This is a genomic window from Sandarakinorhabdus sp. DWP1-3-1, assembly GCF_049896705.1.
In the GTDB taxonomy this organism is placed as follows: domain Bacteria; phylum Pseudomonadota; class Alphaproteobacteria; order Sphingomonadales; family Sphingomonadaceae; genus Sandarakinorhabdus.
On record NZ_JAFCUV010000002.1, the window covers coordinates 283921 to 305541 of the forward strand.

The 21621-nt window shown below is 67.9% G+C and carries 29 protein-coding genes; 21 read left to right on the forward strand and 8 right to left on the reverse strand.

Annotation, left to right across the window (positions count from 1 at the left end; all coding sequences use genetic code 11):
• The first annotated feature begins 20 nt into the window (after positions 1-20).
• From pspA to ACP7AI_RS10800, 13 genes are read left to right on the forward strand one after another with little or no spacing between them, the layout of a single operon-like run.
• The gene (gene pspA, locus ACP7AI_RS10740) at positions 21-692 is read left to right on the forward strand and encodes a phage shock protein PspA (protein ID WP_426167163.1); all 672 of its coding nucleotides are present in this window, start codon (positions 21-23) and stop codon (positions 690-692) included.
• A 5-nt stretch (positions 693-697) separates the two neighbouring features.
• A complete protein-coding gene (gene pspB / locus ACP7AI_RS10745) occupies positions 698-979 on the forward strand; it encodes an envelope stress response membrane protein PspB (RefSeq protein ID WP_426167165.1) in 282 nt (93 codons plus the stop codon).
• Between the two features lie 22 nt (positions 980-1001).
• Positions 1002-1199, forward strand: a complete 198-nt coding sequence (locus tag ACP7AI_RS10750) for a PspC domain-containing protein (protein ID WP_426167167.1) — start codon at positions 1002-1004, stop codon at positions 1197-1199.
• A 25-nt stretch (positions 1200-1224) separates the two neighbouring features.
• Entirely contained in the window at positions 1225-1605 is a 381-nt protein-coding gene (gene pspC, locus ACP7AI_RS10755; protein ID WP_426167169.1) for an envelope stress response membrane protein PspC, read from the forward strand.
• Between the two features lie 24 nt (positions 1606-1629).
• Positions 1630-1923 (forward strand): hypothetical protein, encoded by a 294-nt coding sequence (locus tag ACP7AI_RS10760; RefSeq protein ID WP_426167170.1) that lies wholly within the window; start codon positions 1630-1632, stop codon positions 1921-1923.
• Between the two features lie 26 nt (positions 1924-1949).
• Positions 1950-2246 carry a hypothetical protein gene (locus tag ACP7AI_RS10765; protein WP_426167172.1) on the forward strand — a complete coding sequence of 99 codons (297 nt, stop codon included), beginning with the start codon at positions 1950-1952 and terminating at the stop codon, positions 2244-2246.
• Positions 2247-2251: 5 nt separating this feature from the next.
• Positions 2252-2527 (forward strand): hypothetical protein, encoded by a 276-nt coding sequence (locus ACP7AI_RS10770; protein ID WP_426167174.1) that lies wholly within the window; start codon positions 2252-2254, stop codon positions 2525-2527.
• Between the two features lie 10 nt (positions 2528-2537).
• A complete protein-coding gene (locus ACP7AI_RS10775; RefSeq protein ID WP_426167176.1) occupies positions 2538-2864 on the forward strand; it encodes a hypothetical protein in 327 nt (108 codons plus the stop codon).
• Positions 2865-2906: 42 nt separating this feature from the next.
• A complete protein-coding gene (locus tag ACP7AI_RS10780; protein ID WP_426167178.1) occupies positions 2907-3176 on the forward strand; it encodes a hypothetical protein in 270 nt (89 codons plus the stop codon).
• 25 nt (positions 3177-3201) lie between these two features.
• Complete coding sequence (locus ACP7AI_RS10785; RefSeq protein ID WP_426167180.1) at positions 3202-3438, forward strand: hypothetical protein; 237 nt, start codon at positions 3202-3204, stop codon at positions 3436-3438.
• A 36-nt stretch (positions 3439-3474) separates the two neighbouring features.
• Positions 3475-3888, forward strand: a complete 414-nt coding sequence (locus ACP7AI_RS10790) for a SufE family protein (protein ID WP_426167182.1) — start codon at positions 3475-3477, stop codon at positions 3886-3888.
• Positions 3885-4340, forward strand: coding sequence for a PaaI family thioesterase (locus tag ACP7AI_RS10795; protein ID WP_426167184.1), 456 nt, complete (start codon positions 3885-3887; stop codon positions 4338-4340). The genes ACP7AI_RS10790 and ACP7AI_RS10795 overlap by 4 nt, the downstream gene beginning before the upstream one ends.
• Entirely contained in the window at positions 4337-4777 is a 441-nt protein-coding gene (locus ACP7AI_RS10800; protein WP_426167186.1) for a PaaI family thioesterase, read from the forward strand. The genes ACP7AI_RS10795 and ACP7AI_RS10800 overlap by 4 nt, the downstream gene beginning before the upstream one ends.
• 75 nt (positions 4778-4852) lie before the next feature.
• Here the strand turns inward: ACP7AI_RS10800 and ACP7AI_RS10805 are convergent, their stop codons facing one another.
• From ACP7AI_RS10805 to ACP7AI_RS10815, 3 genes are all read right to left on the reverse strand, one after another.
• The gene (locus tag ACP7AI_RS10805) at positions 4853-5899 is read right to left on the reverse strand and encodes a glycerophosphodiester phosphodiesterase (protein ID WP_426167188.1); all 1047 of its coding nucleotides are present in this window, start codon (positions 5897-5899) and stop codon (positions 4853-4855) included.
• 195 nt (positions 5900-6094) lie between these two features.
• Positions 6095-6643, reverse strand: a complete 549-nt coding sequence (locus ACP7AI_RS10810) for a SixA phosphatase family protein (RefSeq protein ID WP_426167190.1) — start codon at positions 6641-6643, stop codon at positions 6095-6097.
• 9 nt (positions 6644-6652) lie between these two features.
• On the reverse strand, positions 6653-9379 hold the full coding sequence (locus tag ACP7AI_RS10815) for an ATP-dependent DNA helicase (RefSeq protein WP_426167192.1): 2727 nt from the start codon (positions 9377-9379) through the stop codon (positions 6653-6655).
• A gap of 71 nt (positions 9380-9450) precedes the next feature.
• On the opposite strand from ACP7AI_RS10815, the gene ACP7AI_RS10820 reads away from it, so the two are divergent.
• Together ACP7AI_RS10820 and ACP7AI_RS10825 are read left to right on the forward strand one after the other, a co-directional pair.
• Entirely contained in the window at positions 9451-11040 is a 1590-nt protein-coding gene (locus ACP7AI_RS10820; RefSeq protein ID WP_426167194.1) for a lysine--tRNA ligase, read from the forward strand.
• Entirely contained in the window at positions 11037-11792 is a 756-nt protein-coding gene (locus ACP7AI_RS10825; protein WP_426167196.1) for a hypothetical protein, read from the forward strand. Before ACP7AI_RS10820 ends, ACP7AI_RS10825 begins: the two co-directional genes overlap by 4 nt.
• A 106-nt stretch (positions 11793-11898) precedes the next feature.
• Here ACP7AI_RS10825 and ACP7AI_RS10830 read toward each other — a convergent pair whose 3' ends face one another.
• The gene (locus ACP7AI_RS10830; protein WP_426167198.1) at positions 11899-13713 is read right to left on the reverse strand and encodes a DUF885 domain-containing protein; all 1815 of its coding nucleotides are present in this window, start codon (positions 13711-13713) and stop codon (positions 11899-11901) included.
• Between the two features lie 74 nt (positions 13714-13787).
• Positions 13788-15053, reverse strand: coding sequence for an amidohydrolase family protein (locus ACP7AI_RS10835; protein WP_426167200.1), 1266 nt, complete (start codon positions 15051-15053; stop codon positions 13788-13790).
• 122 nt (positions 15054-15175) lie between these two features.
• Here ACP7AI_RS10835 and ACP7AI_RS10840 point away from each other — a divergent pair, with 122 nt between their 5' ends.
• From ACP7AI_RS10840 to ACP7AI_RS10855, 4 genes are all read left to right on the forward strand, one after another.
• Complete coding sequence (locus ACP7AI_RS10840) at positions 15176-16492, forward strand: MFS transporter (protein WP_426167202.1); 1317 nt, start codon at positions 15176-15178, stop codon at positions 16490-16492.
• A gap of 70 nt (positions 16493-16562) precedes the next feature.
• Positions 16563-16892 (forward strand): YMGG-like glycine zipper-containing protein, encoded by a 330-nt coding sequence (locus tag ACP7AI_RS10845; RefSeq protein ID WP_426167204.1) that lies wholly within the window; start codon positions 16563-16565, stop codon positions 16890-16892.
• A 92-nt stretch (positions 16893-16984) separates the two neighbouring features.
• Positions 16985-17599, forward strand: coding sequence for a glutathione S-transferase family protein (locus ACP7AI_RS10850; RefSeq protein ID WP_426167206.1), 615 nt, complete (start codon positions 16985-16987; stop codon positions 17597-17599).
• A gap of 37 nt (positions 17600-17636) precedes the next feature.
• On the forward strand, positions 17637-18230 hold the full coding sequence (locus tag ACP7AI_RS10855) for a class I SAM-dependent methyltransferase (protein WP_426167208.1): 594 nt from the start codon (positions 17637-17639) through the stop codon (positions 18228-18230).
• Between the two features lie 3 nt (positions 18231-18233).
• Here the strand turns inward: ACP7AI_RS10855 and ACP7AI_RS10860 are convergent, their stop codons facing one another.
• Genes ACP7AI_RS10860 through ACP7AI_RS10870 form a run of 3 tightly spaced genes read right to left on the reverse strand, consistent with a single transcriptional unit; the run spans position 18234 to position 20395 of the window.
• Positions 18234-18902, reverse strand: coding sequence for a TPM domain-containing protein (locus ACP7AI_RS10860; RefSeq protein ID WP_426167210.1), 669 nt, complete (start codon positions 18900-18902; stop codon positions 18234-18236).
• Complete coding sequence (locus ACP7AI_RS10865) at positions 18903-19727, reverse strand: TPM domain-containing protein (RefSeq protein WP_426168311.1); 825 nt, start codon at positions 19725-19727, stop codon at positions 18903-18905.
• Positions 19728-19786: 59 nt separating this feature from the next.
• A complete protein-coding gene (locus ACP7AI_RS10870; RefSeq protein ID WP_426167212.1) occupies positions 19787-20395 on the reverse strand; it encodes a LemA family protein in 609 nt (202 codons plus the stop codon).
• Positions 20396-20539: 144 nt separating this feature from the next.
• Between ACP7AI_RS10870 and mscL the strand changes: the two genes are divergently transcribed.
• Together mscL and ACP7AI_RS10880 are read left to right on the forward strand one after the other, a co-directional pair.
• Positions 20540-20971 (forward strand): large conductance mechanosensitive channel protein MscL, encoded by a 432-nt coding sequence (gene mscL / locus ACP7AI_RS10875; RefSeq protein ID WP_426167214.1) that lies wholly within the window; start codon positions 20540-20542, stop codon positions 20969-20971.
• The gene (locus ACP7AI_RS10880) at positions 20971-21615 is read left to right on the forward strand and encodes a hypothetical protein (protein WP_426167216.1); all 645 of its coding nucleotides are present in this window, start codon (positions 20971-20973) and stop codon (positions 21613-21615) included. Before mscL ends, ACP7AI_RS10880 begins: the two co-directional genes overlap by 1 nt.
• The last annotated feature ends 6 nt before the right edge of the window (positions 21616-21621 follow it).

Here is a 21621-nt window from a genome sequence, read left to right on the forward strand (position 1 = left end):
TAGAACTGGAGCTTTCGATCATGGGCATTTTCTCGCGAACCCGCGATATCATCGCCGCCAACGTTACCGACCTTCTCGATCGGGCCGAAGACCCGGCCAAGATGATCCGCATGATCATCATGGAGATGGAGGAAACGCTGGTCGAGGTTCGCGCTTCCGCGGCCCGCACCATCGCCGATCAGAAGGAGATGCGCCGCGCCATCGTCCGTGCCGAAGCGGCACAGGCGAGCTGGGCCGAAAAGGCCGAGCTGGCGCTGAGCAAGGGCCGCGAGGACCTGGCCAAGGCCGCGCTCGTCGAAAAGGGCAAGGCCAAGAGCTTTGTCGACCAGATGCAGGGCGAATGCGCCGCGCTCGACCAGGGCCTGGCGCTCAACGAGGCCGACATCCACAAGCTGGAGGGCAAGCTGCGTGAAGCGCGCACCCGCCAGAATGTCATCCTCAACCGCATCGAATCGGCGACCAACCGGTCGAAGCTGATCGAGATGACCAAGGGCCCGCGGGTCGACGAGGCGTTCGCCCGCTTCGAGATCCTGGAGCGCCGCGCCGATCTGGCCGAAGGCCGCGCCGATGCGCTGTCGATCGGTGGCCCGCCGCGCACGCTCGCCGATGAGTTCGCCGACCTGACCGCCGACGACGAAGTCTCCGCCGAACTGGCGGCGATGAAGGCGCGGCTCGGCAAGACGGAAGGCTGATCGTCATGGAAGACGTGCTCCTCCCCATCGTCATCGTCGGCATGCTGTTCATCGGACTGCCGTGGATGATCCTCCACTATCTGACCCGCTGGAAATCGGGTCGCGGCATCAGCCAGCAGGACGAGATGCTGCTCGACGATCTCCACGAGATGGCACGGCGCCTCGATGGCCGGTTGAATTCGATCGAACGGATCATCGCCGCCGAGGACCCGACCTGGAAGGACGGTCGCCTGACCGACCTGTCGGCCAGCGACGACACCGGCAAGATCAGCAAGTTTCAGCGCTGAAAAGCGCAGAAAGGACAAGACGATGGCTCTGAACTCTCCCTTCCGGCTCGACAAGGCCAACGGCAAGATCATGGGCGTCTGCGCCGGTCTCGCCAACTATTTCGGGATCGAGACCGTCTGGCTCCGCGTCGGCTTCGTCGCCGCCAGCCTGCTCGGCTTCGGCTCGCCCATCCTCATCTATCTGGTCATCGGCCTCGTCGCCGACAGCCAGCCCGCCTGACACAAGTCGCACAGGGACACCGACCATGAGCGTTCGCCGCACCCGCTTCTACCTCGACAAGCGCAACAAGCGCTTCATGGGGGTCTGCTCGGGCATCGCCGATTACTTCGGCTGGGAAGCCACCTGGGTCCGCGTCGGCTTTGCCGCCCTGACCATCATGGGCGTCGGCTTCCTGCCGCTGGTCTATCTCGCCATCGGCTTCATCGCCGATCCCAAGCCCTCGATGCTCTACAACGAGAGCCTGGAAGACCGGCAATTCTGGAAGAGTGTCCGCGTCTCGCCGCAGCGCACCGTCCGCGATGTCAACGCCGCCTTCCGCGACGCCGACCGCCGGCTGCGCGATATCGAGGCCTATGTGACGACGTCGAACAGCAGCCTTGCCAAGGAAATCGACCAGCTGCGCTAACGCGCCGGTCGGGGGAGACACATCATGTCGTTCGGTTCGCCAGCTTTCGTCCTCGCCATCATCGCGATGAGTTTCATCGCCTGGGTCATCACCACGGCCATCCGAGCCCGCCACGGCTATCCGATCGAGAACGAGTGGGGCGGGACAACCCACAAGCAGGCCGATGGCGAGCTGGAGCGGCAGAACGCGATCCTCGAGCGCGAAAACGCCATGCTGCGCGACAAGATCGGCCGCATCGAGGAACGCACCGCGGTTCTCGAGCGGATCGCCACCGACACGCCGAACCGTCTGTCGGCCGAGATTGAAAAGCTGCGCTGACGCACGGCCAACGGGGAATCACCGACATGAGCGAACTCGCCCTTCTCATCCCGATCCTGGGGGTTTCGATCCCGATCGTCGCCATTGTCGGCGGCATCGGCAACAAGATGTTCAAGCGCTGGGCCGATCTGAAGGAAAAGCAGATGGACCTCGCCGCCCGCACCGCCGGCGAACAGGCGGCGCAATATGCCGCCAAGATCGAACGGCTGGAGGAACATGTCGCCGTGCTCAATCGCATCGTCACCGACCGCAACGAAGGGCTGACTGCGCAGATCGAGAGCCTGCGCGACGTTCCGACGCTGCGCTCGGCGGCCAAGGAGTAGCCATCATGTTCGTCGATGCTTCCGACTTGTTCCCCTTCGTCGTGTTGGCGATCGTGTTTGCTGCCATCTTGGGGAGCGTCGCCAAGCGCTGGATGAAGCTGAAGGAAAAGCAGCTCGATCTCGCCGCCACCGTCGCCGGCGAACAGGCGGCGCAATATGCCGCCAAGATCGAACGGCTGGAGAGCCATGTCGCCACGCTGAACCGCATCGTCACCGATCGCCGAGACGATCTGACGTTCGAAATCGAGAACCTGCGCGGCGCCCCCGCCAAGCTGAATTGAGGACAGCGCCATGCCACTCGACCCCAGCATCATCGAGGCACTTGCCCCCATCGGCGTCAGCGCCGTCTTCATCGGCACCATCGGCTGGGTGATGACGACCTGGATCAAGGTAAAGAACGGCTATCCGCTCGAAAGCAGCTGGGGCAAGCCCCTGCTGCCGGCCAGCAGTGGCGAGACGCAGGAGCGCGTCAAGCTGCTGGCGCAGGAGAATGCCGAGCTCAGGGCGCTGGTCGGCAGCGTCAAGGACCGGCTGGAGGTGCTGGAACGCATCGCCACCGACCGCGGCAGCCGGCTGGCGGACGAGATCGACCGCCTGCCGCCCAAACAGATCAACTAGGATCCTTGAAGGTCGCACCCCTCAAGCCTTGCGAGAGTTACAATGAATCCGTTTGAAATGGTTGTCCTGATCGTCGCGATTGTCACGGTCGGCCGCGTTGCCAGCGCCAAGTACGGCGTCAACATCGGCGGCGGTGGCCGGAAGGGCCGGCGCATGGAGGCAATGCAGGCCCAGCAGGTCGACGACGTCGAAGCCGCCCGGCTGCGCGCCGAAGTCACCCGCCTCAACGATCGCATCCAGGTGCTCGAACGCCTGGCGACCGACCCGGCCAAGCGCCTGTCGGACGAGATCGACGCTCTCAAGAACCAGTGACCCCGAACCCAGGGAGGATCAGACCATGCCACCCATCGAATCGCTCCTGGTGCTCAGCACCGCCAGCCTTGCCGGGCTCGGCCTTGTCGCCGGCTTTTCGGCCTGGGCCTGGGCGGGCTGGCTGCGCCTGCGCACCCATGAGCTCGAACAGGGCCGCGGCCACGCCGCCGACCTGCCGGCCATTGGCCAGCGCATCGACCTCGCCGACCTGAAGGAACGCATCCGCAAGCTCGAAGCCATCGCCGCAGGGGTGGAGCTCTGACTTGACCCGCCGCGTCGCGGGTCGCAAACCGCCCGCATGACCATCGCCACCTTCGACGATGTCGAGGCCGAATTCGAGGCCCTCGACGACTGGGACGACCGCTACCGCCTGTTGATCGACCTCGGTCGCGCCTTGCCGCAGATGCCCGCCGCGCTCAAGACCGAGGCGACAAGGGTGCGGGGCTGCGCCAGCCAGGTCTGGCTGCATCCGCAAGCCGACGCCGCCGGCCGGCTGCATTTCGCCGCCGACAGCGACGCCGCCATCGTCAAGGGGCTGGTCGCGCTGGTGCTGATGCTTGCCGACGACCGGGCGCCCGCGGAAATCGACACCACCGAGATTCGGACAAGGCTCGATGCCCTCGGCCTGTCGAAGCACCTGTCGTCCAATCGTACCCAGGGTCTCGCGTCGATGGTCGCGCGCATCGGCGATCTCGCCCGCGAGGCGGCGTGACCGATCGGGGCACGGCGGAAGAGCGCCAGCAGCGTTTCGTCCAGCATTTCCTGTCGGGCGTGCCGCATCTGGCGGCGCTCGGCATCGCCTATCGCACCCATGGCCCGGACTGGGCGGAACTCGCCATGCCGTTCGCCGACCAGCAGCTCGCCGACCCCGACTATGGCATCATCGCATCGGGGGCGATCTTCACGCTGATGGATTCGGCCGCGGGCTTTTCGGTGCACATGGCGCTGGGCGAGTTCGCGCCGATCGCCACTATCGACCTCAGGATCGACTATCTGCGAGGGCCGACGACGGGTGCCACTGTGGTCGGCCGCGCCAGCTGCTATCGGCTGACGCGCCAGATCGCCTTTGTCCGCGGCATCGCCCATGACGGCGATCCCGACCGGCCGATCGCCAACATGGCGGGCACCTTCATCATCAGCCGCGCTGTGGAGGTGCCGGCATGACCAGCACCGCGCTCGCCCGCGCGTTGCGCGACGAACGGCATGGGCGGCTCGACATGCTGCCCTACGCCCGGCTGCTCGACCTGCGCTATGAACAGGACGACAGCGAGGTCCGGCTGATCATGCCGTTCAGCATCGGGCTGGTGGGGGCGCCGGGGCGGCTGCACGGCGGCGCCATCGCCGGCCTGCTGGAGATCGCCGGGCTGGCGGCGGTGATCGTGGCGCAGCCCGACGCCGACAAGCTGCCGCGCCTGCGCCCGGTGACGGTGACCGCCGATTTCATGCGCGAGGGCACGCCGGTCGACACCATCGCCGCCGCCGAAGTGACGCGGCTGGGACGTCGGATCATCAATGTCAGCAGCCGCGCCTGGCAGTTCGACCGTGGCCGTCCGATCGCGATGGCGAACATCAACTTCCTGGCGGATTGGCCCGACGCCTGAACCTGCGTGGCCAGAAATGAAGTCCGTCATCCCGGCCTTCGCCGGGGTGACCGCTCTTTCTGAGGGCGCCCTTGGCTATTGCGGCGGTGACAGGGCCGCCACGGCCGCTGCCGGCAGGTCGCTGAACACGCCGTCGATGCCGGTTTCGAGGTAGACGCGGATTTCGCCCGCGGCGTCGCCGCGATCCTGCGGGTTGCTGCCCGAACGAAAGGCCTTGGCCAGGAAGTAGTTTTCCGGCCGGAAGGTCCAGGGGTGGACCTGCAGCCCGGCTTCATGGGCGTCGGCAACGAGCGGCGTCGGCGCACCCAGGTCGCCGGCGGCGCTGCGCGGTATGACGCGGTCGCGATTGGGACCGATGCCATCGGCGTAGGCGGCGATGGCTTTCAGGCCTTCGGGGGTCACCATGGCATCATAGCTGGCGCCGTCGGCCGACGTGCCGGCATCGACCAGCTGGATCAGCCGCACCTTGGTCTGGCTGCGCAGCGCCTTCAGATTGCCGACCTCGAACGACTGGATGAACACCGGGCTGGCCGCGGTCGTCCAGCCGGTGCGGGCCAGCGTCGCCAGCAGCACCGGCTCGAGGGGCAGGTTCAGCCCGCGGAAATAGCTCGGGTGCTTGGTTTCGGGGTAGATGCCGATGGTGCGGCCGGTGCGGGCGCTTTCGGCCTTGGCCAGCGCGACGATCTCGTCGAGCGTCGGGATGGCGAACTGCCCGTCGAAGCCGGCGTTGGCGGCGCGCAGCTGCGGCAGGCGTTCACGCGCGCGCAGCGTCTTCAACTCGGCGAGGGTGAAATCCTCGGTGAACCAGCCGGTGACGCTGGCGCCGTCGATGGTCTTGGTCGTCTTGCGGCCGGCGAATTCGGGATGGGCGGCGACATCGGTGGTGCCGGAGATCTCGTTCTCGTGGCGGGCGACGAGCTGGTGGTCGCGGGTCGGCACCAGGTCGGGCTCGATGAAGTCGGCACCCTGTTCGATGGCGCTTGTATAGGCGGCGAGGGTGTGTTCGGGCCGGTCGGCACTGGCGCCACGATGGGCGATGACGATCGGCGGCGCCGGTGGCGGCAGCGGCGCGGCGGATTTGGGGGCACCCGGCGGGGCGGCGCCGGCGGCACTGGCGATCATGACGACAAATCCGGCAATCAACCACCTCGGCATGCAGACACGATCCCGGCCGCGGGAACGCGACGGCGCTCCAATAGCAGAAAACCGCCGCCGCGCGAGGGGTGCGCGGCGGCGGTGGCTCGCCCCCCGGACGAAACTGCATCTACCCCGTATCACGGCGGTGGCGCCGCGCGACTTAGCTACAATCGTGGTTAATCAATCGTCGGGGCCCAGCGACGGATCGAGATCGCGCGGGCGGATGAAATGCGTCAGCGTGGCGCGGCCGCCGTCGACCTTGGCCCAATTGTCGATATGCAGGTCGAGTCGGGCCAGCGTCGCGGTCGGGTATTTCAATTCGGCTTCGGCGCGCAGCGGGTCGCCGGGCGGTACCAGCTCCAGCAGCAGGTCTTCGAGGCCCGGGTTGTGGCCGACGAGCAGCGCATGCTGGTGATGGTCGGCAAAGCCGGCAACGAGCTCGGTCAGCGTCGCGGACGAGGCGAGGTAGATGCGCGTCTCGTAGATCGGCGCCAGTCGGCCGCGCAGCCCGACCTCGACGCCATCGATCGTCTGCTTGCAGCGCACGGCCGGCGAGGCAGCGACATGGTCGAATTCCGGCATGTCGCCGCGGGTCTGGGCCTTGCGCAGCCATTTGCCGACGACCGTCGCCGCCTGGCGGCCGCGATCGTTCAGCGGCCGGTCGAAATCGCGCAGCAGCGGATCATCGTACCCGGATTTGGCGTGCCGCAGCAACGTCAGCGTCTTCACCCGAAATCCCTAGCGGCTGGTCCCCGCCACACCTTGGCGCGGGTCGGCGGGCAGAGGCAAGCCATGATGTGCCGCTGCCACCAGGCTGACGGCCGCGTCGAGGCCGACGCGGTCGATCGGCGTGCCGGGCGGAAAGGCGGCCAGCAGCCGCGACGGCACGGCCGGGCCGATGAGGACGAAGGTGCCGCGATCGTCGGCGCGGCGGATCAGCCGGCCGAACGCCTGCGCCAGCCGGCCCATGGTGACGCGATCGTCATAGGCGGTGCCGCCGCCGGCCGCGCGCCGGGCGGCGTGGAGCACCGTCGGCCGCGGCCAGGGCACGCCCTCCATCACCACCAGCCGCAGCGAGGCACCGGGCACATCGACGCCATCGCGCAGCGCGTCGGTGCCCAGCAGCGAGGCGCGGGGCTCGGCACGGAAGATATCGACCAGCGTGCCGGTTTCGATCGGATCGACATGCTGGGCATAAAGCGGCAGCCCGGCGCGGGCGAGCGGATCGGCGATGCGGGCGTGCACCGCCTTCAACCGGGCGATGGCGGTGAACAGGCCGAGCGTGCCGCCGCCGGCGGCCTCGATCAGGCAGCGATAGGCATGGGCGAGCGCCGCATTGTCGCCGCGCTTGATGTCGGTGACGACGAGGACCCGGGCGTTGCCGGCATAGTCGAACGGGCTGGTGGCGGCGAAATGGCGGGCCGGGAGGGTCAACTGGCTGGCGCCGGTGCGGGCATCGGCATCGGCCCAATCGTCGCCGTCGCTGCGGGCACGCAGGGTGGCCGAGGTGACGAGCACGCCGTGGGCGGGTTCGAGGACGACGCGGGCAAAGGGCTGCATCGGGTCGAGCCAGTGGCGGTGGATACCGACGTCGAACTCGCGCCCGTCGATTCGTTCCAGCGCGAACCAGTCGACGAACTGCGGGTCGGCGGCGCCACCCAGGCGCGCCAGCAGCCCGGTCCAGGCGGCAATCGTCTCGGCGCGCAGCCGCAGCCCGGCAATGGCGCCATCGACGCGCGCCCGGGCGCTGCCGTCGAGCCAGTCGGGCGCATCCTCGAGCAAGCCTTCGAGCCGCGTCTTGAGCGCTGCCATCGGCGCGCTGATGCGGGCGAGAGCCGAGGCTGCTTCCCCCGCCGCCTCGACAACGGCGGGCAGCACCTCGGCGACTTCGGTGTCGAGGCTGTAGCCGGCGTCGGTGCCGGACTTGCCCTCCGATCGCGCCAGCACCTGCCCGCGCACGGCGGCGAGCAATGTCTCCAGCGGGCCCTCCGGCGTGCCGCCGCCGACGCGCTGCAGCCAGCCGTCGCCGGGCAGCACGCGCGCCGCGGCGCCGATGCGTTCGATCGCCGCTGCCGCCGGTTCGTCATAGCTGGCGATGTCGGAAAGACGTGCCGCCAGCCCGCGCCGGCGACCGCGGTTGGCGGTGGCCGGGCCAAGCAGCCAGTTGCGCAACTCGACGGCCTCGCGGCCCGACAGTTCGACCGCGAAGGTCGCATCGGCGGCGTCGAACAGGTGATGCCCCTCGTCGAACACCAGCCGGGTCAGCGCGACGCCTTCGGCCCGGCCCCGCGCCGCATTGATCATCACCAGCGCATGGTTGGCGATGACGAGGTCGGCCTGGGCGCTGGCGCGTGTCGCCCGCTCGATGAAGCAGATGCGGTAGTGCGGGCAGCCGGCATAAATGCATTCACCGCGTCGGTCGGTAAGCCCGGAAAAGCTCGTTCGCCCGAACAGCGCCGGCAACCAGCCAGGCAGGTCGCCGCCGACCATGTCGCCATCGCGGCTGTATTCGGCCCAGCGCGCCGCCAACTGGGCAAAGACCTGGGCGCGATTGGCGAAGCCGCCCTGAACGGCGTCCTCGAGGTTGAGCAGGCAGAGGTAATTCTCGCGGCCCTTGCGGACGACGACGCGGGTACGTTTTTCGGCCGGGTCGGGGTAGGCGCGCGCCGCCTCCTGGTCCAATTGCCGCTGCAGCGCCTTGGTATAGGTCGACAGCCAGACGGTGCCCTCCGCCGCCCGCGCCCAGCCGCTGGCGGGGGCGAGATAGCCGAGAGTCTTGCCGATGCCGGTGCCAGCCTCCGCCAGCACCATGTTCGGCGCGTTGACGCTCTGGCGCGGCTGGAAGGCGGCGCCGGCGGCATGGGCATAGGCGCGCTGGCCCTCGCGGCGCTCGGCACCCGGGCCGAGCATGGCGTCGAGCCGGGCGTCGATGACGTTGTCGGTCAGCGCGATGGTGTGCGGCGCCGGGCGGGGGGCTTCCTCCTCCCACTTCGGCAGGGTGGTGAACACCGATCGTTCGGGGGCGTCGGGCTTGCGGATGCGGCGGGCGAGCACCGGCGCCCAGGCCCAGCGCTGGCGGCCGAGCGATTGCAGGATGCTCCAGGCGCCATGGCGTTCGGGCCAGGCCGGATCATCGGCGGTGTCGAGCAGCGCCGCCGCGGCGCGGGCGAGGAAGCCGGCATCGCTGTCGCCCTGCGGCGGATCCAGCCCAAGCGCCGCCGCCAGCCCGCGCGGCGTCGGCACCGCGAACCGCGCCGGGTGGATGAAGGCGAACAGTTCGAGCAGGTCGAGGCCCGACAGTTCGGGATAGCCGAGACGGCTGGCGACGACGGGGGCATTGAGCAGCAGGTGCGGTGTGTCGCCGGCGCGGCGGATCGCCTCCCCTCGGCCGACGCCGGTGGTGCGACCGTCGGCATCGGCGATCCACACCCCGGCGTGGGTGGCGGTGAGCGCGGGATAGCTCATGCCACGCCCGAGGGTTGCGCCTGCAAGGTTGAGCCGCCACAGAACATGAGGACAAGGACTAGACGGAACAGATGAGCAACGCCACCGAACTTCGTGCCGCAGCGCTGGAAAACAAGGCTTGGCCTTATGAAGAAGCGCGCAAGCTGCTGGCGCGCTATCCGGACGACTTTCCCGAGGGCGGCGTCATCTTCGAGACCGGTTACGGCCCCTCGGGGCTGCCGCACATCGGTACCTTCGGTGAGGTGGCCCGCACGACCATGGTGCGGCGCGCCTTCGAGGCGATGGCGCCGGGGGTCAAGACGCGGCTGATCGCCTTTTCGGACGACATGGACGGGCTGCGCAAGGTGCCGGACGGCATCCCCAACCCCGAGCTGCTTCGCGCCAATCTCGGCAAGCCGCTGACCCAGGTGCCCGATCCATTCGGCACCCACCCAAGTTTCGGCGCGCATAACAACGCCCGGCTGCAGGCGTTTCTCGACGGCTTCGGCTTCGAATATGAATTCCTCTCGTCGACCGAATGCTATCGGTCCGGCATGTTCGACGCGACGCTGCTAAAGATCCTCGCCAATTATGATGCGGTCATCAACGTCATCCTGCCCACCCTCGGCCCCGAGCGCCGGGCGACCTATTCGCCGTTCCTGCCGATCGACCCGGTCAGTGGCATCGTGCTGCAGGTGCCGATCGTAGCGCATGATGCTGCGGCGGGCACGGTCAGCTATATCCGCCCCGAGACAAATGAGACGGTAACTGTCCCGGTCACCGGCGGCGCGTGCAAGCTGCAGTGGAAGGTCGACTGGGCGATGCGCTGGGTGGCGCTTGGCGTCGATTATGAGATGGCCGGCAAGGACCTCATCGACTCGGTGCTGCTGTCGGGGCGGATTGCCCGGGTGCTCGGCGCAGAGCCTCCGGCGGGATTCAACTACGAGCTGTTTCTCGATGCCGAGGGGCAGAAGATTTCCAAGTCGAAGGGCAACGGCCTGACGATCGAGGAATGGCTCGACTACGGCCCGCCCGAGTCGCTGGCGCTCTACATGTTCCAGAGCCCGCGCAAGGCCAAGCGGCTGCACTTCGACGTCATTCCGCGTGCCATCGACGAATATGGCGATTTCCTCGGCAAATATCCCGGCCAGCCGATCGAGCAGCAACTCGGCAACCCGGTCCACCATATCCACGAAGGCACGCCGCCGGCCGCCGACCTGCCGATCAGCTTTTCACTGCTGCTCAACCTTGCGTCAGTCGCAGCCACCGATGATCCGGCCCGGCTCTGGGCCTATGTCGCACGCCAGGCGCCGGGCACCGGGCCGGCGACGCATCCGGCGCTCGATCGGCTCGTGCACCATGCCGCGCGCTATGCCCGCGATTTCGTCGTGCCGACGCTCCGGCGCCGCGCGCCGACCGCGCAGGAGGCGGCGGCGCTGGCCGATCTCGATGCGCGGCTGGCGGCTGTCGGGCCGGGTGCCGAGGCCGAGGCCTATCAGTATGAAGTCTATGAGGCCGGCAAGGCCGCCGGCTTCGAAAACCTGCGCGAGTGGTTCAAGGCGCTTTACGAAACGCTCATCGGGAGTTCACAGGGGCCGCGTATGGGGTCGTTCATCGCGCTCTACGGGCTCGATGAAACCCGCGCGCTGATCGCCGGCGCGCTTGCGAAGGACGCCGCATGAAATCGCTTGCTGCTGCATTGCTGCTGACGCTCGCCACGCCCGCATTGGCCGATGCCGCCGCGTCGTTCCGCGAGGCACGCTGGCCTTCCGCCGCCGCCCAGGGGCGCGCCGAAAATACCGTCGCCAGCCTGCTGCTCGCCGGCCGGGCGCAGCTGGCGATCGCGGCCTATGACACGCGGGACAAGGCGCGCGCGCTTGATCTGGTCGCCGCGGCCGAACGCGACTTCGACGCGGCGCTGGCCAAGGCGCCTGCCAACCCCGAGGCGCAGCTGCAAAAAGCCGTCGCCATCGGTTACCGCGCCAAGTTGACGCGTTCCCCGGGGCTCGGAAAGGAGGCCCGCAAGCGCTTCGAAGCGGTCAAGGCCGCGCATCCCGACATGGCGTTGGCCTGGGCTGCGGTCGCCGGCTGGCACGGCGGCGCGATCGCGACATTGGGCGGCTTCATGGCCGGCACGATGCTCGGCGCCAAGGAAGCGGAGTTCGACAAGGGCTTCGCCCAGGCATTCCGCCTCGAGCCGACGCAGCCGGTGCACCGCGTTTTCTACGCCATGACGCTCATGGACCTCGACAAGGGCAATGCGAAGCGGGCGGCGGCGGCGCTGCAGGGCATCGGGCAGTTGTTGGCGCGGGACGGTTATGAGGCGCTGGTGCGCGGCCAGGGCGTGCAGCTGGCCGCGGCGCTGAAGGCGGGCGATGCCAAGGCGGCGCAGGTGCTGGCAAGGCGGCTGCAGGCATTCGGGAATTTGGGTTAGGGCGGAGCGCAGGCAGGGCGCGGGCAAAGCCCGCGCTGACGTCGGACGGGTCCGGCCGGCGGAGGCCGACCGCCCCGCCGGCCGGTCTTGCGCCAGTCGCGCGCAGCTACGCTGCGCGTTGCCGCGCTGCGACCCAATCATCCACCTTCTTCTCCAGTACTGCCATCGGCAGCGCCCCCGTCATCAGCACCTGGGCGTGAAAGCCCTTGATGTCGAAATTCGGGCCCAATGCCTTTTCAGCCTTGGCGCGCAGGCGGCTGATGGTCAGCTGGCCGATCTTGTAGGCCAGTGCCTGGCTCGGCATGGCGATGTAGCGTTCGACCTCGGCCGTGGCGTCGGATTTGCCCATCGCGCTGTGGTCGAGCATGTAGGCGATCGCCTGGTCGCGGGTCCAGTTCTTGGAATGCAGGCCGGTATCGACAACGAGGCGCATGGCGCGCAGCATCTCGTCGTCATAGCGGCCTTGGAGCGAATAAGGATCCTTGAACATGCCGAGCTCGGGCCCGAGACTCTCGGCATACAGCGCCCAGCCTTCGACAAAGGCGGTGTTGCCGCCAAAGCGCTGGAACGGCGGCAGGCTTGTATTCTCCTGGGCGAGGCTGATCTGGAAATGATGGCCCGGCACGGCTTCGTGGAGGTAGAGCGTTTCGATGCCCGGGGTCGTCCGCGACGGCAGGTCATAGGTGTTGAAATAGAAGACGCCGGGCCGTGAGCCGTCGGGCGTGCCCTGCTGATAGCTGCCCCCGGCGTCGGTCTTTTCCTTGAACGCCGGCACCGGGCGGATTTCGAGCGGCGCCTTTGGCAGCGTCGAGAACAGGTTGCCGACGACCGCGTCGACGCGCTTGCCGACGGCATAATAGCGGTCGGTCAGGTCCTGTTTCGACTTGGGCTTGAACTGCGGGTCGGTGCGGATGAATTCGAAAAATTCCTTGTTGCTGCCCTTGAAGCCGACCTGGGCCTTCACTGCCTCCATGCCCTTGGTGATGCGCTCGACCTCGGCAAGGCCGATGTTGTGGATCTGGTCGGCGGTCATGTCGGTCGTCGTCGTCGATGCGATCAGGTACCGGTACAGGTTGTCACCGCCCGGCATCGCCGACAGGCCGACCGTGCTGCGCGCCACCGGCATGTATTCGGTCTTGAGATAGTCGCGCAGGCGCGTCAGCGCCGGATTGACCTTGTTGCCGACTTCAGCGGAATAAGCCGCCTTCAGCCGCGCTTGGTCGGCGGCGGCGAGGCCTTCCGGGAATTTGGCAACCGGCTTCATCATCACCGCGTCGTCGAGCTTGGGCGCCAACAGATTGTCGAGCTGATCGATGACGTTCTGGACGACAAGCTTCGGCTGGACCACGCCGGCGGCGGCACCCTGGCGGAAGCGGCCGATGGCAGCATCGAGATAGGTCACGAAACCGTCGATGCGCTTCAACCCGTCCTCGTAATCCTTGACGGTCTTGAACGGCGCGGCGCCCTCGCCGGACTGGAGCTCGGGGAAAAACGTGTGGAAGCCGGTGAAATGATCGATCGGCCGGCCGATGGTGGCAGCAATGATCGCCGGATCGAACCCCTTGAGATCGTTGCTCCGCTGCCATTTGAAGACGTCGTAGCTGACCTTGTCATTGGCATCGAGGGCGCTGCGGTCGATCGCGGCGAGTGCCTTCAGGTCGTCCTCCACGGCCTTTTTCTCGGCGGCGATATAGGCGTCGGAGATGAAGTCGCCGAACTGGTCGGCGCGGCGCAGGTCGCCGCGAAAGATGCCGAAAATCGGATTGCGGGCCAAGCTGGCCTCGTCGCTGGCGTTGAACAGCGCGCGCAGGTCGGTTGCGGCCTTGCTGGCCGGCGCGGCGGCGGTCGCCGCCGGCTGGGCGACCAAGGGCGATGGCGAGGCAAGGCAGGCGGCGAGCAGCAACGCGATACGCAGGCGCATGGGTACGGACTCCGAACAGACGTGTGTTGTTGTTACAGGACAGCGACAGGCGGGCGCAAGCCCGTCCGGGCCGGTCAGTCGATGACCTTGCCGCGCGCCATCACCCATTTCACCTTGGCCAGCACGCCGGCATCGGCCAGCGGGTCGCCGTCGACGGCGATGATGTCGGCGGCCTTGCCGACCGCCAGCGTGCCGGTTTCGTTCGACAGTCCGAGCAGTTCGGCGGCGCCGCTGGTCGCGGACACCAGCACGGCGCGCGGGGTCATGCCGCCGTATTTGACCATCTGGCCGGCTTCCTCGCCGTTGCGGCCGTGTTCATAGACGGCGCTGTCGGTGCCATAGGCGATGCTCACCCCGGCCTTGACCGCGGCGGCGAGCGCCTGGCCGCGGATGGCGAGCGTCTCGCGCACCTTTTTCTCGACGGTTGGTGTGTAGATGCTCTTGCCGAGCCGGTCCTCGATGCCGACCAGCGCCATCAGCGTCGGCACATACCAGGTGTTGTTGGCGACCATCGCCTTGATCGCCGCGGCGTCGGCAAAGGTGCCATGCTCGATCGAATCGACCCCGGCGCGGGCGGCGGCCTCGATACCGCGGGCGCCATGGGCATGGGCCGCGACCTTCAGGCCGAGGCCATGCGCCGTGCTGACGATCGACGCCATTTCTGCATCGGTGAAATGCTGGCCGAGGCCGCGACCCTGCTGGCTGAGCACGCCGCCGGTGGCGGTGATCTTGATGACATCGGCGCCGCGCTGCGAGGCCTCGCGCACCCGGGCGGCGCATTGGTCGGCGCCGGTGCAGGTGTTGTTCGACGCCAGTGCGGCGTTGACCTCCGGCCGATAGCCCGAGACATCGCCATGGCCGCCGATGATCGAGATGGCGGTCCCGGCCTCGACGATACGCGGGCCGGGGAACAGCCCTTCGGCGATGGCGTCGCGGACGGCAAAGCCCGCCGCCTTCGCCGAACCGAGATCGCGAACGGTGGTGAAGCCGGCGCGAGCGGTGATGCGGGCGTTCGACAGGCCGTTGGCAACCTGGTGCTCGTCGGTTTCGATGGCTTCGTTCCAGAATGGCTTGTCGGGGCCACCGCCGAGATGGACATGGGCGTCGATGAGTCCGGGCAGCAGTGTGCGGCTGGACTGGTCGATCACGGTGGCGCCGGCGGGGATCGGCGCGGCGGCGTCGTTGATCGCGGTGATGCGGCCGTCGGTGACGATGATCGTCGAGGCGCCGCGTGCCGGCTTGGCGGCGTCGGTGATGACCCGGCCGGCGCGGATCGCCAGCGTTTCGGCAGTGGCCGGCGCGGCAGTGGCGAGCGCCGCGAGGACGAGAGTGATTTTCAAGACGGACCCCAGGGTTAACGGACGATTGGCTCTAGCCTAGGCGGGATTTTGACTCCGGCAAAGGCTTGGCTTGCGCCTGAAACATCGAGCCGCCACAAGGATGGCCGACCTTGGGAGGGTTTGTGAAAGTAAAGAACGGGACGCTCGCGGCCTTTGTCGCACCGTGCCTGCCCATCGCCGCGGTCGGCCTGCCGGTGGTGGTTTACTTGCCGCCCTATTATGCCGGCACCCTGGGCCTCGATATTGCCGTCGTCGGGCTGCTGTTTTTCCTTGTCCGCATCATCGACGTGCCGATGGATCCGGTCATTGGCCATCTTGTCGACCGCACGCACAGCCGTTTCGGCCGCTTCCGGCCCTGGCTCGTCGCCGGTGCGGCGATGATGATGGCCGGCGTCTATGCGGTGTTCATGGCGTCGCCGGGGCTGGGGCCGCCGCGGGCGCTTGCCGGGCTGCTGCTGATGTACCTCGGATTTTCGGCGGCGCTGGTGTCCCACACCGCCTGGGGGGCGGTGCTGTCCGACAATTATCACGAACGGTCGCGCATCTTCGGTGCCTGGCAGATGACCAATCTCGCCGGTTTGTTCCTCATTCTCGCGGTGCCGCCGGCGGCGCAGGCCCTGGCCGGCAGCAAGGATGCGGCGGTCGGCGTGCAGGCGATGGGCTGGACGATCATCATCGCGCTGCCGCTGGCGGTGCTGTGGAACGTCATGCGGGTGCCGGAGCCCGACCGCATCGCCGGCGGCCATCACCGCATCGGCGACATCTTCGGCGTCATGCGGCTGCCGCTGCTGCGCCGGCTGCTGCTCGCCGACCTGTTGTCGAGCCTTGCACCCGGGCTGTCGGGCGCGCTGCTGCTGTTCTTCTTCGAAGCGGCGCGCGGCTATCCACCGGCGCAGGCGAGCACGCTGCTGCTGTTCTATTTTGCCGCCGGGCTGGTCGCAGCGCCGTTCTGGGTACGCATCGCCCGCCGCTATTCCAAGCACCGCGCGATCACCTGGGCACTGCTGATCTATGCGGTGCTGCAGACCGCCACGATGCTGATCCCGCGCGAGCAGTTCGCGATTGCGGCGTTCGGCATGGCGCTGGCCGGGCTTCCCGCCGTAGCGCCGGCGTTCCTGATGCGGGCGATGCTGGCCGATCTGTCGGAGGCCGAGACGGTGCGCACCGGCCAGGATCGCACCGCGCTGTTCTATGCGGCGCTGGTGGCGGTGCAGAAGCTCGGCTACGCGATTCCGGTCGGTGCCAGCTATGCCGTACTGGGCCTGATCGGCTTTGATCCGCAGCGCGGCGGGGCCAATACCCCGGCCGCGATCGACGGGCTGGTGGCGCTGTTCGTGTTCCCGCCGGCGTTGCTGGCGCTGGGCGCCGCCGTCGTCATCCGAGGCTGGCCGATCGATGCCGCCAGCCAGGCGCGCAATGCCGCTGCACTGGCTCGTTAGCGTCGGCCCCGGAACCATTCCGCCGGCTTGCTGGTTCAAACCCTTGCTAAACGACAAAGAGGGTCAAGCCATGAACGTCATTCGCAACAGCCTGCTGGCGCTCACCGCCGCGACATCGCTCGCCGCCTGCACCACCGATCAGTATGGCAACCAGCGCGCCTCGCGTGAGCTGAAGGGTGCTGGCATCGGCGCGGCCGGCGGCGCGGCCGTCGGGGCGCTTACCGGCGGCAATGTCGTCGCCGGCGCGGCGCTGGGCGCGGCGGCGGGTGCCATCATCGGCGCCGTCACCAACGATCGCAATCGTTACGAGGACCGCGAAGGCTATCGGACCTATTACGAACCCGATGGCCGCCCCTATCGCTATGATCGCGATGGCCGTCGGCGGTACGTGCGTCGTTAAAAGCGCGTGACAGCGGGGCGTTGCTGTTGACGGCAGCGCCCCGTCTGCCCATGAAACCCGGCGAGCCTGTACTGGCGCTTGGGAGACAGGGCATGAAGCTGCATGATTCGATCGGGCCGAATCCGCGCGTTGTGCGGATGGCCATCGCCGAAAAGCAGATGACGATCGATACCGTGACCGTCGACCTGATGGGCGGCGAGAACCGGCAGCCGGCCTATCTCGCCAAGGTTCCGACCGGTGGACTGCCGGCGCTGGAACTCGACGATGGCACTTGCATTGCCGAGATCATGGCGATCGTCGAATATCTCGAGGATGTGCAGCCGGCCCGTCCCGTGATCGGCGCCACGCCGGAGGATCGCGCCGAAACCCGCATGTGGACGCGGCGCATTGACCTTGCCATCGTCGAGCCGATGACGACATCGTTCCGCGCCGTCGAGGGCCGCGGGCTTTTTGCCAGCCGCATGACCTTGCTGAGCATCGAGGCAGCCGCCGAGCTGAAGGCCATCGCTCAGGAAAAGCTGCTGTGGCTCGACAGCCAGTTGCAGGGCCGTACCTGGGTATGCGGCGATCGCCACAGCCTGGCCGACCTGTTGCTGCTCGCCTTTATCGAATTCGGCACCTCGGTGGGACAGCCTCCGCCCGCTGGCGCCACCTGGATTCCGGAATGGCACAAGCGTGCCGCCGCGCGGTCCAGCGCCGCAGCATGATCGGGCACAGCCAACGCCGGCATGCCACGACCCGCTGGTGATCGCAGCCGTGACCCGCGCCCGGCCGCGCCTGCTGTTCGCGCGGCATTTCTTTGCCAATCCGCGCGGCATCGGCTCGATGATACCGAGCTCGCGGCGGTTGACCCAGCGCCTGCTCGCCGGTTTCGACTGGTCGACGGCGCGAGTGATCGTCGAATATGGCCCCGGCACCGGCGTCGTGACCCGGGCGATCCTGGCCCAGATGGCCCCCGATGCGCGGCTGTTCGCGTTCGAGATCAACGAAGATTTCGTGACCTTCCTGCGCCGCGCCATCCCCGACCCGCGCCTTACCGTCGTCCATGACTCGGCCGAATCCGTGGCGTCGGCACTGGCCGCCGCCGGGATAGAGCATTGCGATGCGGCAATCTCCAGTCTGCCGTTTTCGATCATGCCGCCGCGTGTCCGCCTGCGCATCCTGGCGGCGACCGCCCGGGTGCTGGCACCCGGCGCGGCTATGGTCGGCTATCAATATTCGACACGCTGGCTCCGCGAGTTGCGGCGGTCGTTCGGCGATGTCGCGGTCGATTTCGAGCCGCGCAACTGGCCGCCGGCCTTTGTCTTCACGGCCCGGCGCGGATCGCCCGACGCCTGAGCGTCACAGCTCGATGAGGTGATCGGCGAGTTCGTTGACGTCATTGGCCTGGTACGGGAAATGCGCCGCCAGCACATCGGCGGCGAGCCCGACTGCCGCGACCACGCCATCGGCCGGCCGCCCGGCCTTCATGCCGTCGATCAGCGCGGTGATGGTCGCCACCCAATGATCGGGCGCGACCTTGGCATAGATCGCGGTGTCGGCGATGACTTCGGCCAAATGTTCGGGTTCGTCGATGTAGATCAGTACGCCGGTGCGTCCGCTGGTCTGCTCCAGCCCGCGCGCCTTGAACTGCGTCATCGCGGCGCGGTGGACGCGGTCGCGGCGTAGCCCCCGCGGGGTCAGCGTGTGGCCGAGCCCGGTGAAATACACGGCGGCCAGAACGGCGACGAAGACCAGCGCCTGCAGCAACACGACGGTTTCGAGCGCGTGGCGCACGTTGTCGACCGCTGCCGCATCGCCCCAATCGGCGAACAGCCCGGCCGGCGACCAGCCCGCCAGCAGCATGACAAGGGGCAGCGCCAGCGCCAGCAGCGCGGCAACCGACAGCGCCGTGGCGGGATAGCGTTGCCGTTCCGACGTTACGATGACGACGATTTCACCCGCGGTGCGCGATTCCGCTGTCGCAATGGCCTCGGCGATGCGGGCGCGATCAGGATCGGTGAACAGCATCTACCAGCTTCCCGACGAACCGCCGCCGCCGAAGCTGCCGCCGCCGCCACCGAAACCACCACCGCCGCCGCCCCAGCCACCGCCGCCACCGCCGCCCCAGCCGCCGAGGCCCGGACCCCACAGGATGACCGGGCCGGACGAGCGACCGCGGCGCCCGCGCGATACCGATACCAGCAGCCAGATGATGATGATGACGATCCAGACGATGGTGCCCAGCGGAAAGCCGCCACCGCCCTCGCCGCGCGCCGGCCGCGCTGCCGCGGCCTGGGCGGCCGCCTGCGCCTGTTGTTCGGGTGGCAGCGCCAGCAGCTTGATCAGCGCATCGGCACCGGCGTTGACGCCGCCCGCCATGTCACCGGCACGGAAATAGGGGATGATGTTGCGCCGGATGATCTGCGAGGTCAGCGCATCGGTCAGCGTGCCTTCGAGGCCGTAGCCGACTTCGATGCGGACCTTGCGATCGTTAGGCGCGACGATCAGCAGCGCGCCATTATTGGTGCCCTTCTGCCCGATGCCCCAGGCCCGGCCGAGCTGATAGCCATACTCGTCGATTTCGTAACCCTGGAGATCGGGCACGGTGGCGACAACCAACTGGGTCGTGGTGGTGGTCTCCAGTTCGGCGAGACGCGCATCAAGCGCCGCGACCGTGGCGGCCGGCAGGATGTTGGCGGCATCGGTAACCCGACCGGTCAGCTTTGGGAAACTGGGCGCGGCAAGCGCCGGCCAGGCGAGGAGGCCCAGCACGAGCGCCAGCACGAGCAGGACGCGCGCCGCCGCCCCGTCACGCGGCATGGCGGCGGTCCCGTCGAAATGCCCGGCAACCATGGGCAAGCGTCCTCTTTTCCCGGATGATGGGCCGGCGGCATGCGCCGGCCAGCAAGACGTCAGAATGCGACGGTCGGCGCCGTGTTCGCATTGACGGTCGTCGCCTTGAACGGCGCGATCGGCTTTGCCCCATAGATGACCTTGGCGGCGATCATCGACGGGAAGGTGCGGATCTCGGTGTTATAGTCCTGCACCGCGGCGTTATAGTCGCGACGGGCGACGGTGATGCGATTCTCGGTGCCCTCGAGCTGCGACTGCAGCTGCAGGAAATTCTCGTTGGATTTCAGCTCGGGGTATTTCTCCACCGTGACGAGCAGGCGGCCGAGCGCGCTGCCGACCTGGCCCTGCGCCTGCTCGAACGCCGCAACCTGCGCGGGATCGGTCAGCTTCGACGGGTCGAGGGTGACCTGGCTGGCGCTAGCGCGGGCCCGGGTAACCGATTCCAGCACATCTTTTTCCTGGGCAGCAAAGCCCTTCACCGTGGCGACGAGATTGGGGATCAGGTCGGCGCGGCGCTGGTACTGGTTTTCGACGTCGCCCCACTTCGCCTTCACCGCCTCTTCCTTGGTGGGGACGGTGTTGACGCCGCAGGCCGACAGGCCGAGTGCGAGGCCGGCAAGCAGCGCGGCGCGGGTGGCGCGAGTGGCGCGATTGGCGATACGTCCCATGATAACCTTACCCCTCCATGGCCGGCACGCGGCGCGGCATCGCAAAATTCCCGTTCCGGTTCGGCGCCGACCGTGGCACAACCCGAACCGGGACGGCCGCATACATAGTGCGCCGCATGCGATTGCAATAGGGGTGCGATATCCATGTTCCAGGAGTTCAAGACCTTCATCGCTCGCGGCAACGTGCTCGACCTGGCTGTCGCGGTCGTCATCGGCGCTGCGTTCGGCGGCATCGTCAGCTCGCTGACCGACGACCTGCTGATGCCGCTGATCGGCGCGGTGACCGGCGGCGTCGATTTTTCGAGCCACTTCGTCGTTTTGGGCGATATTCCCGCCGGCTATACCGGGTCGCCGAACGATTACGACGCGCTGAAAAAGGCCGGCGTGGCGATGTTCGGCTATGGGAAATTCCTGACGGCGGTGCTGAACTTCCTGATCATCGCCTTCATCATTTTCCAGATCGTGCGGGCCGCCAACAAGCTGGTGAAGCCGGCGGAGGTTGCGCCAGCCGGGCCGACTCCGTCCGAAGTGCTGCTTGCCGAAATCCGCGACGAGCTGAAAGTCCGCAAGCCTTGATGTCGCTGCCGGCCCCGCGGGCCTTGCCGGACGCGACCGCCAGCGTTGCCGGCCGGAGCGCCTTCATCGTTGCCATGCTGATGCTCGCCGCGAGCATGGCGCAGCCGGATGCTGCCCGGGCGCTGCCCCGGTCTGCGCAACCGGCGACGCTTACGCTGTTCGCCAAGCCCTTCTATCGCGGCAACAGCGTCACCTACACGATGGATGAAGGCGATGTGCGGCCCGGCTTCGGCCCGCACAGTGTCAAGGCCGTCGGCCGCTGGCTGGTGTGCTCCGAACCGCGCTTCAAGGGGCGCTGCATCGAACTGGCCGCCGACTATCCGGTCGATGCCGCACTGGGATTGAACTTCAACATCCGGTCCGTGCGCGGGCTGCAGGCGGGCAGCGGTGCCGCCGTGCCACCGCCCGGGGTTGCGCCCGGCGGGCCCTCGCTGGCCGGCACTAACGCGCGGTTCTTCGCCGCGCCGCGCTTCGGCGGCGAACGTGCGCTGGCCTGCCCCAGCGGCGCGCCCGAGGTGCGGTGCGCCAAGCGGACCGCGGAGGACCTGTGCCGCCGCGCCGGCTATCGCAGCGCCACCAACTTCATTCTCGAAAGCGAGCGCGGCCTTTACTATCTGGCCGACCTCTTGTGCACGCGCCCGTGATGCGGG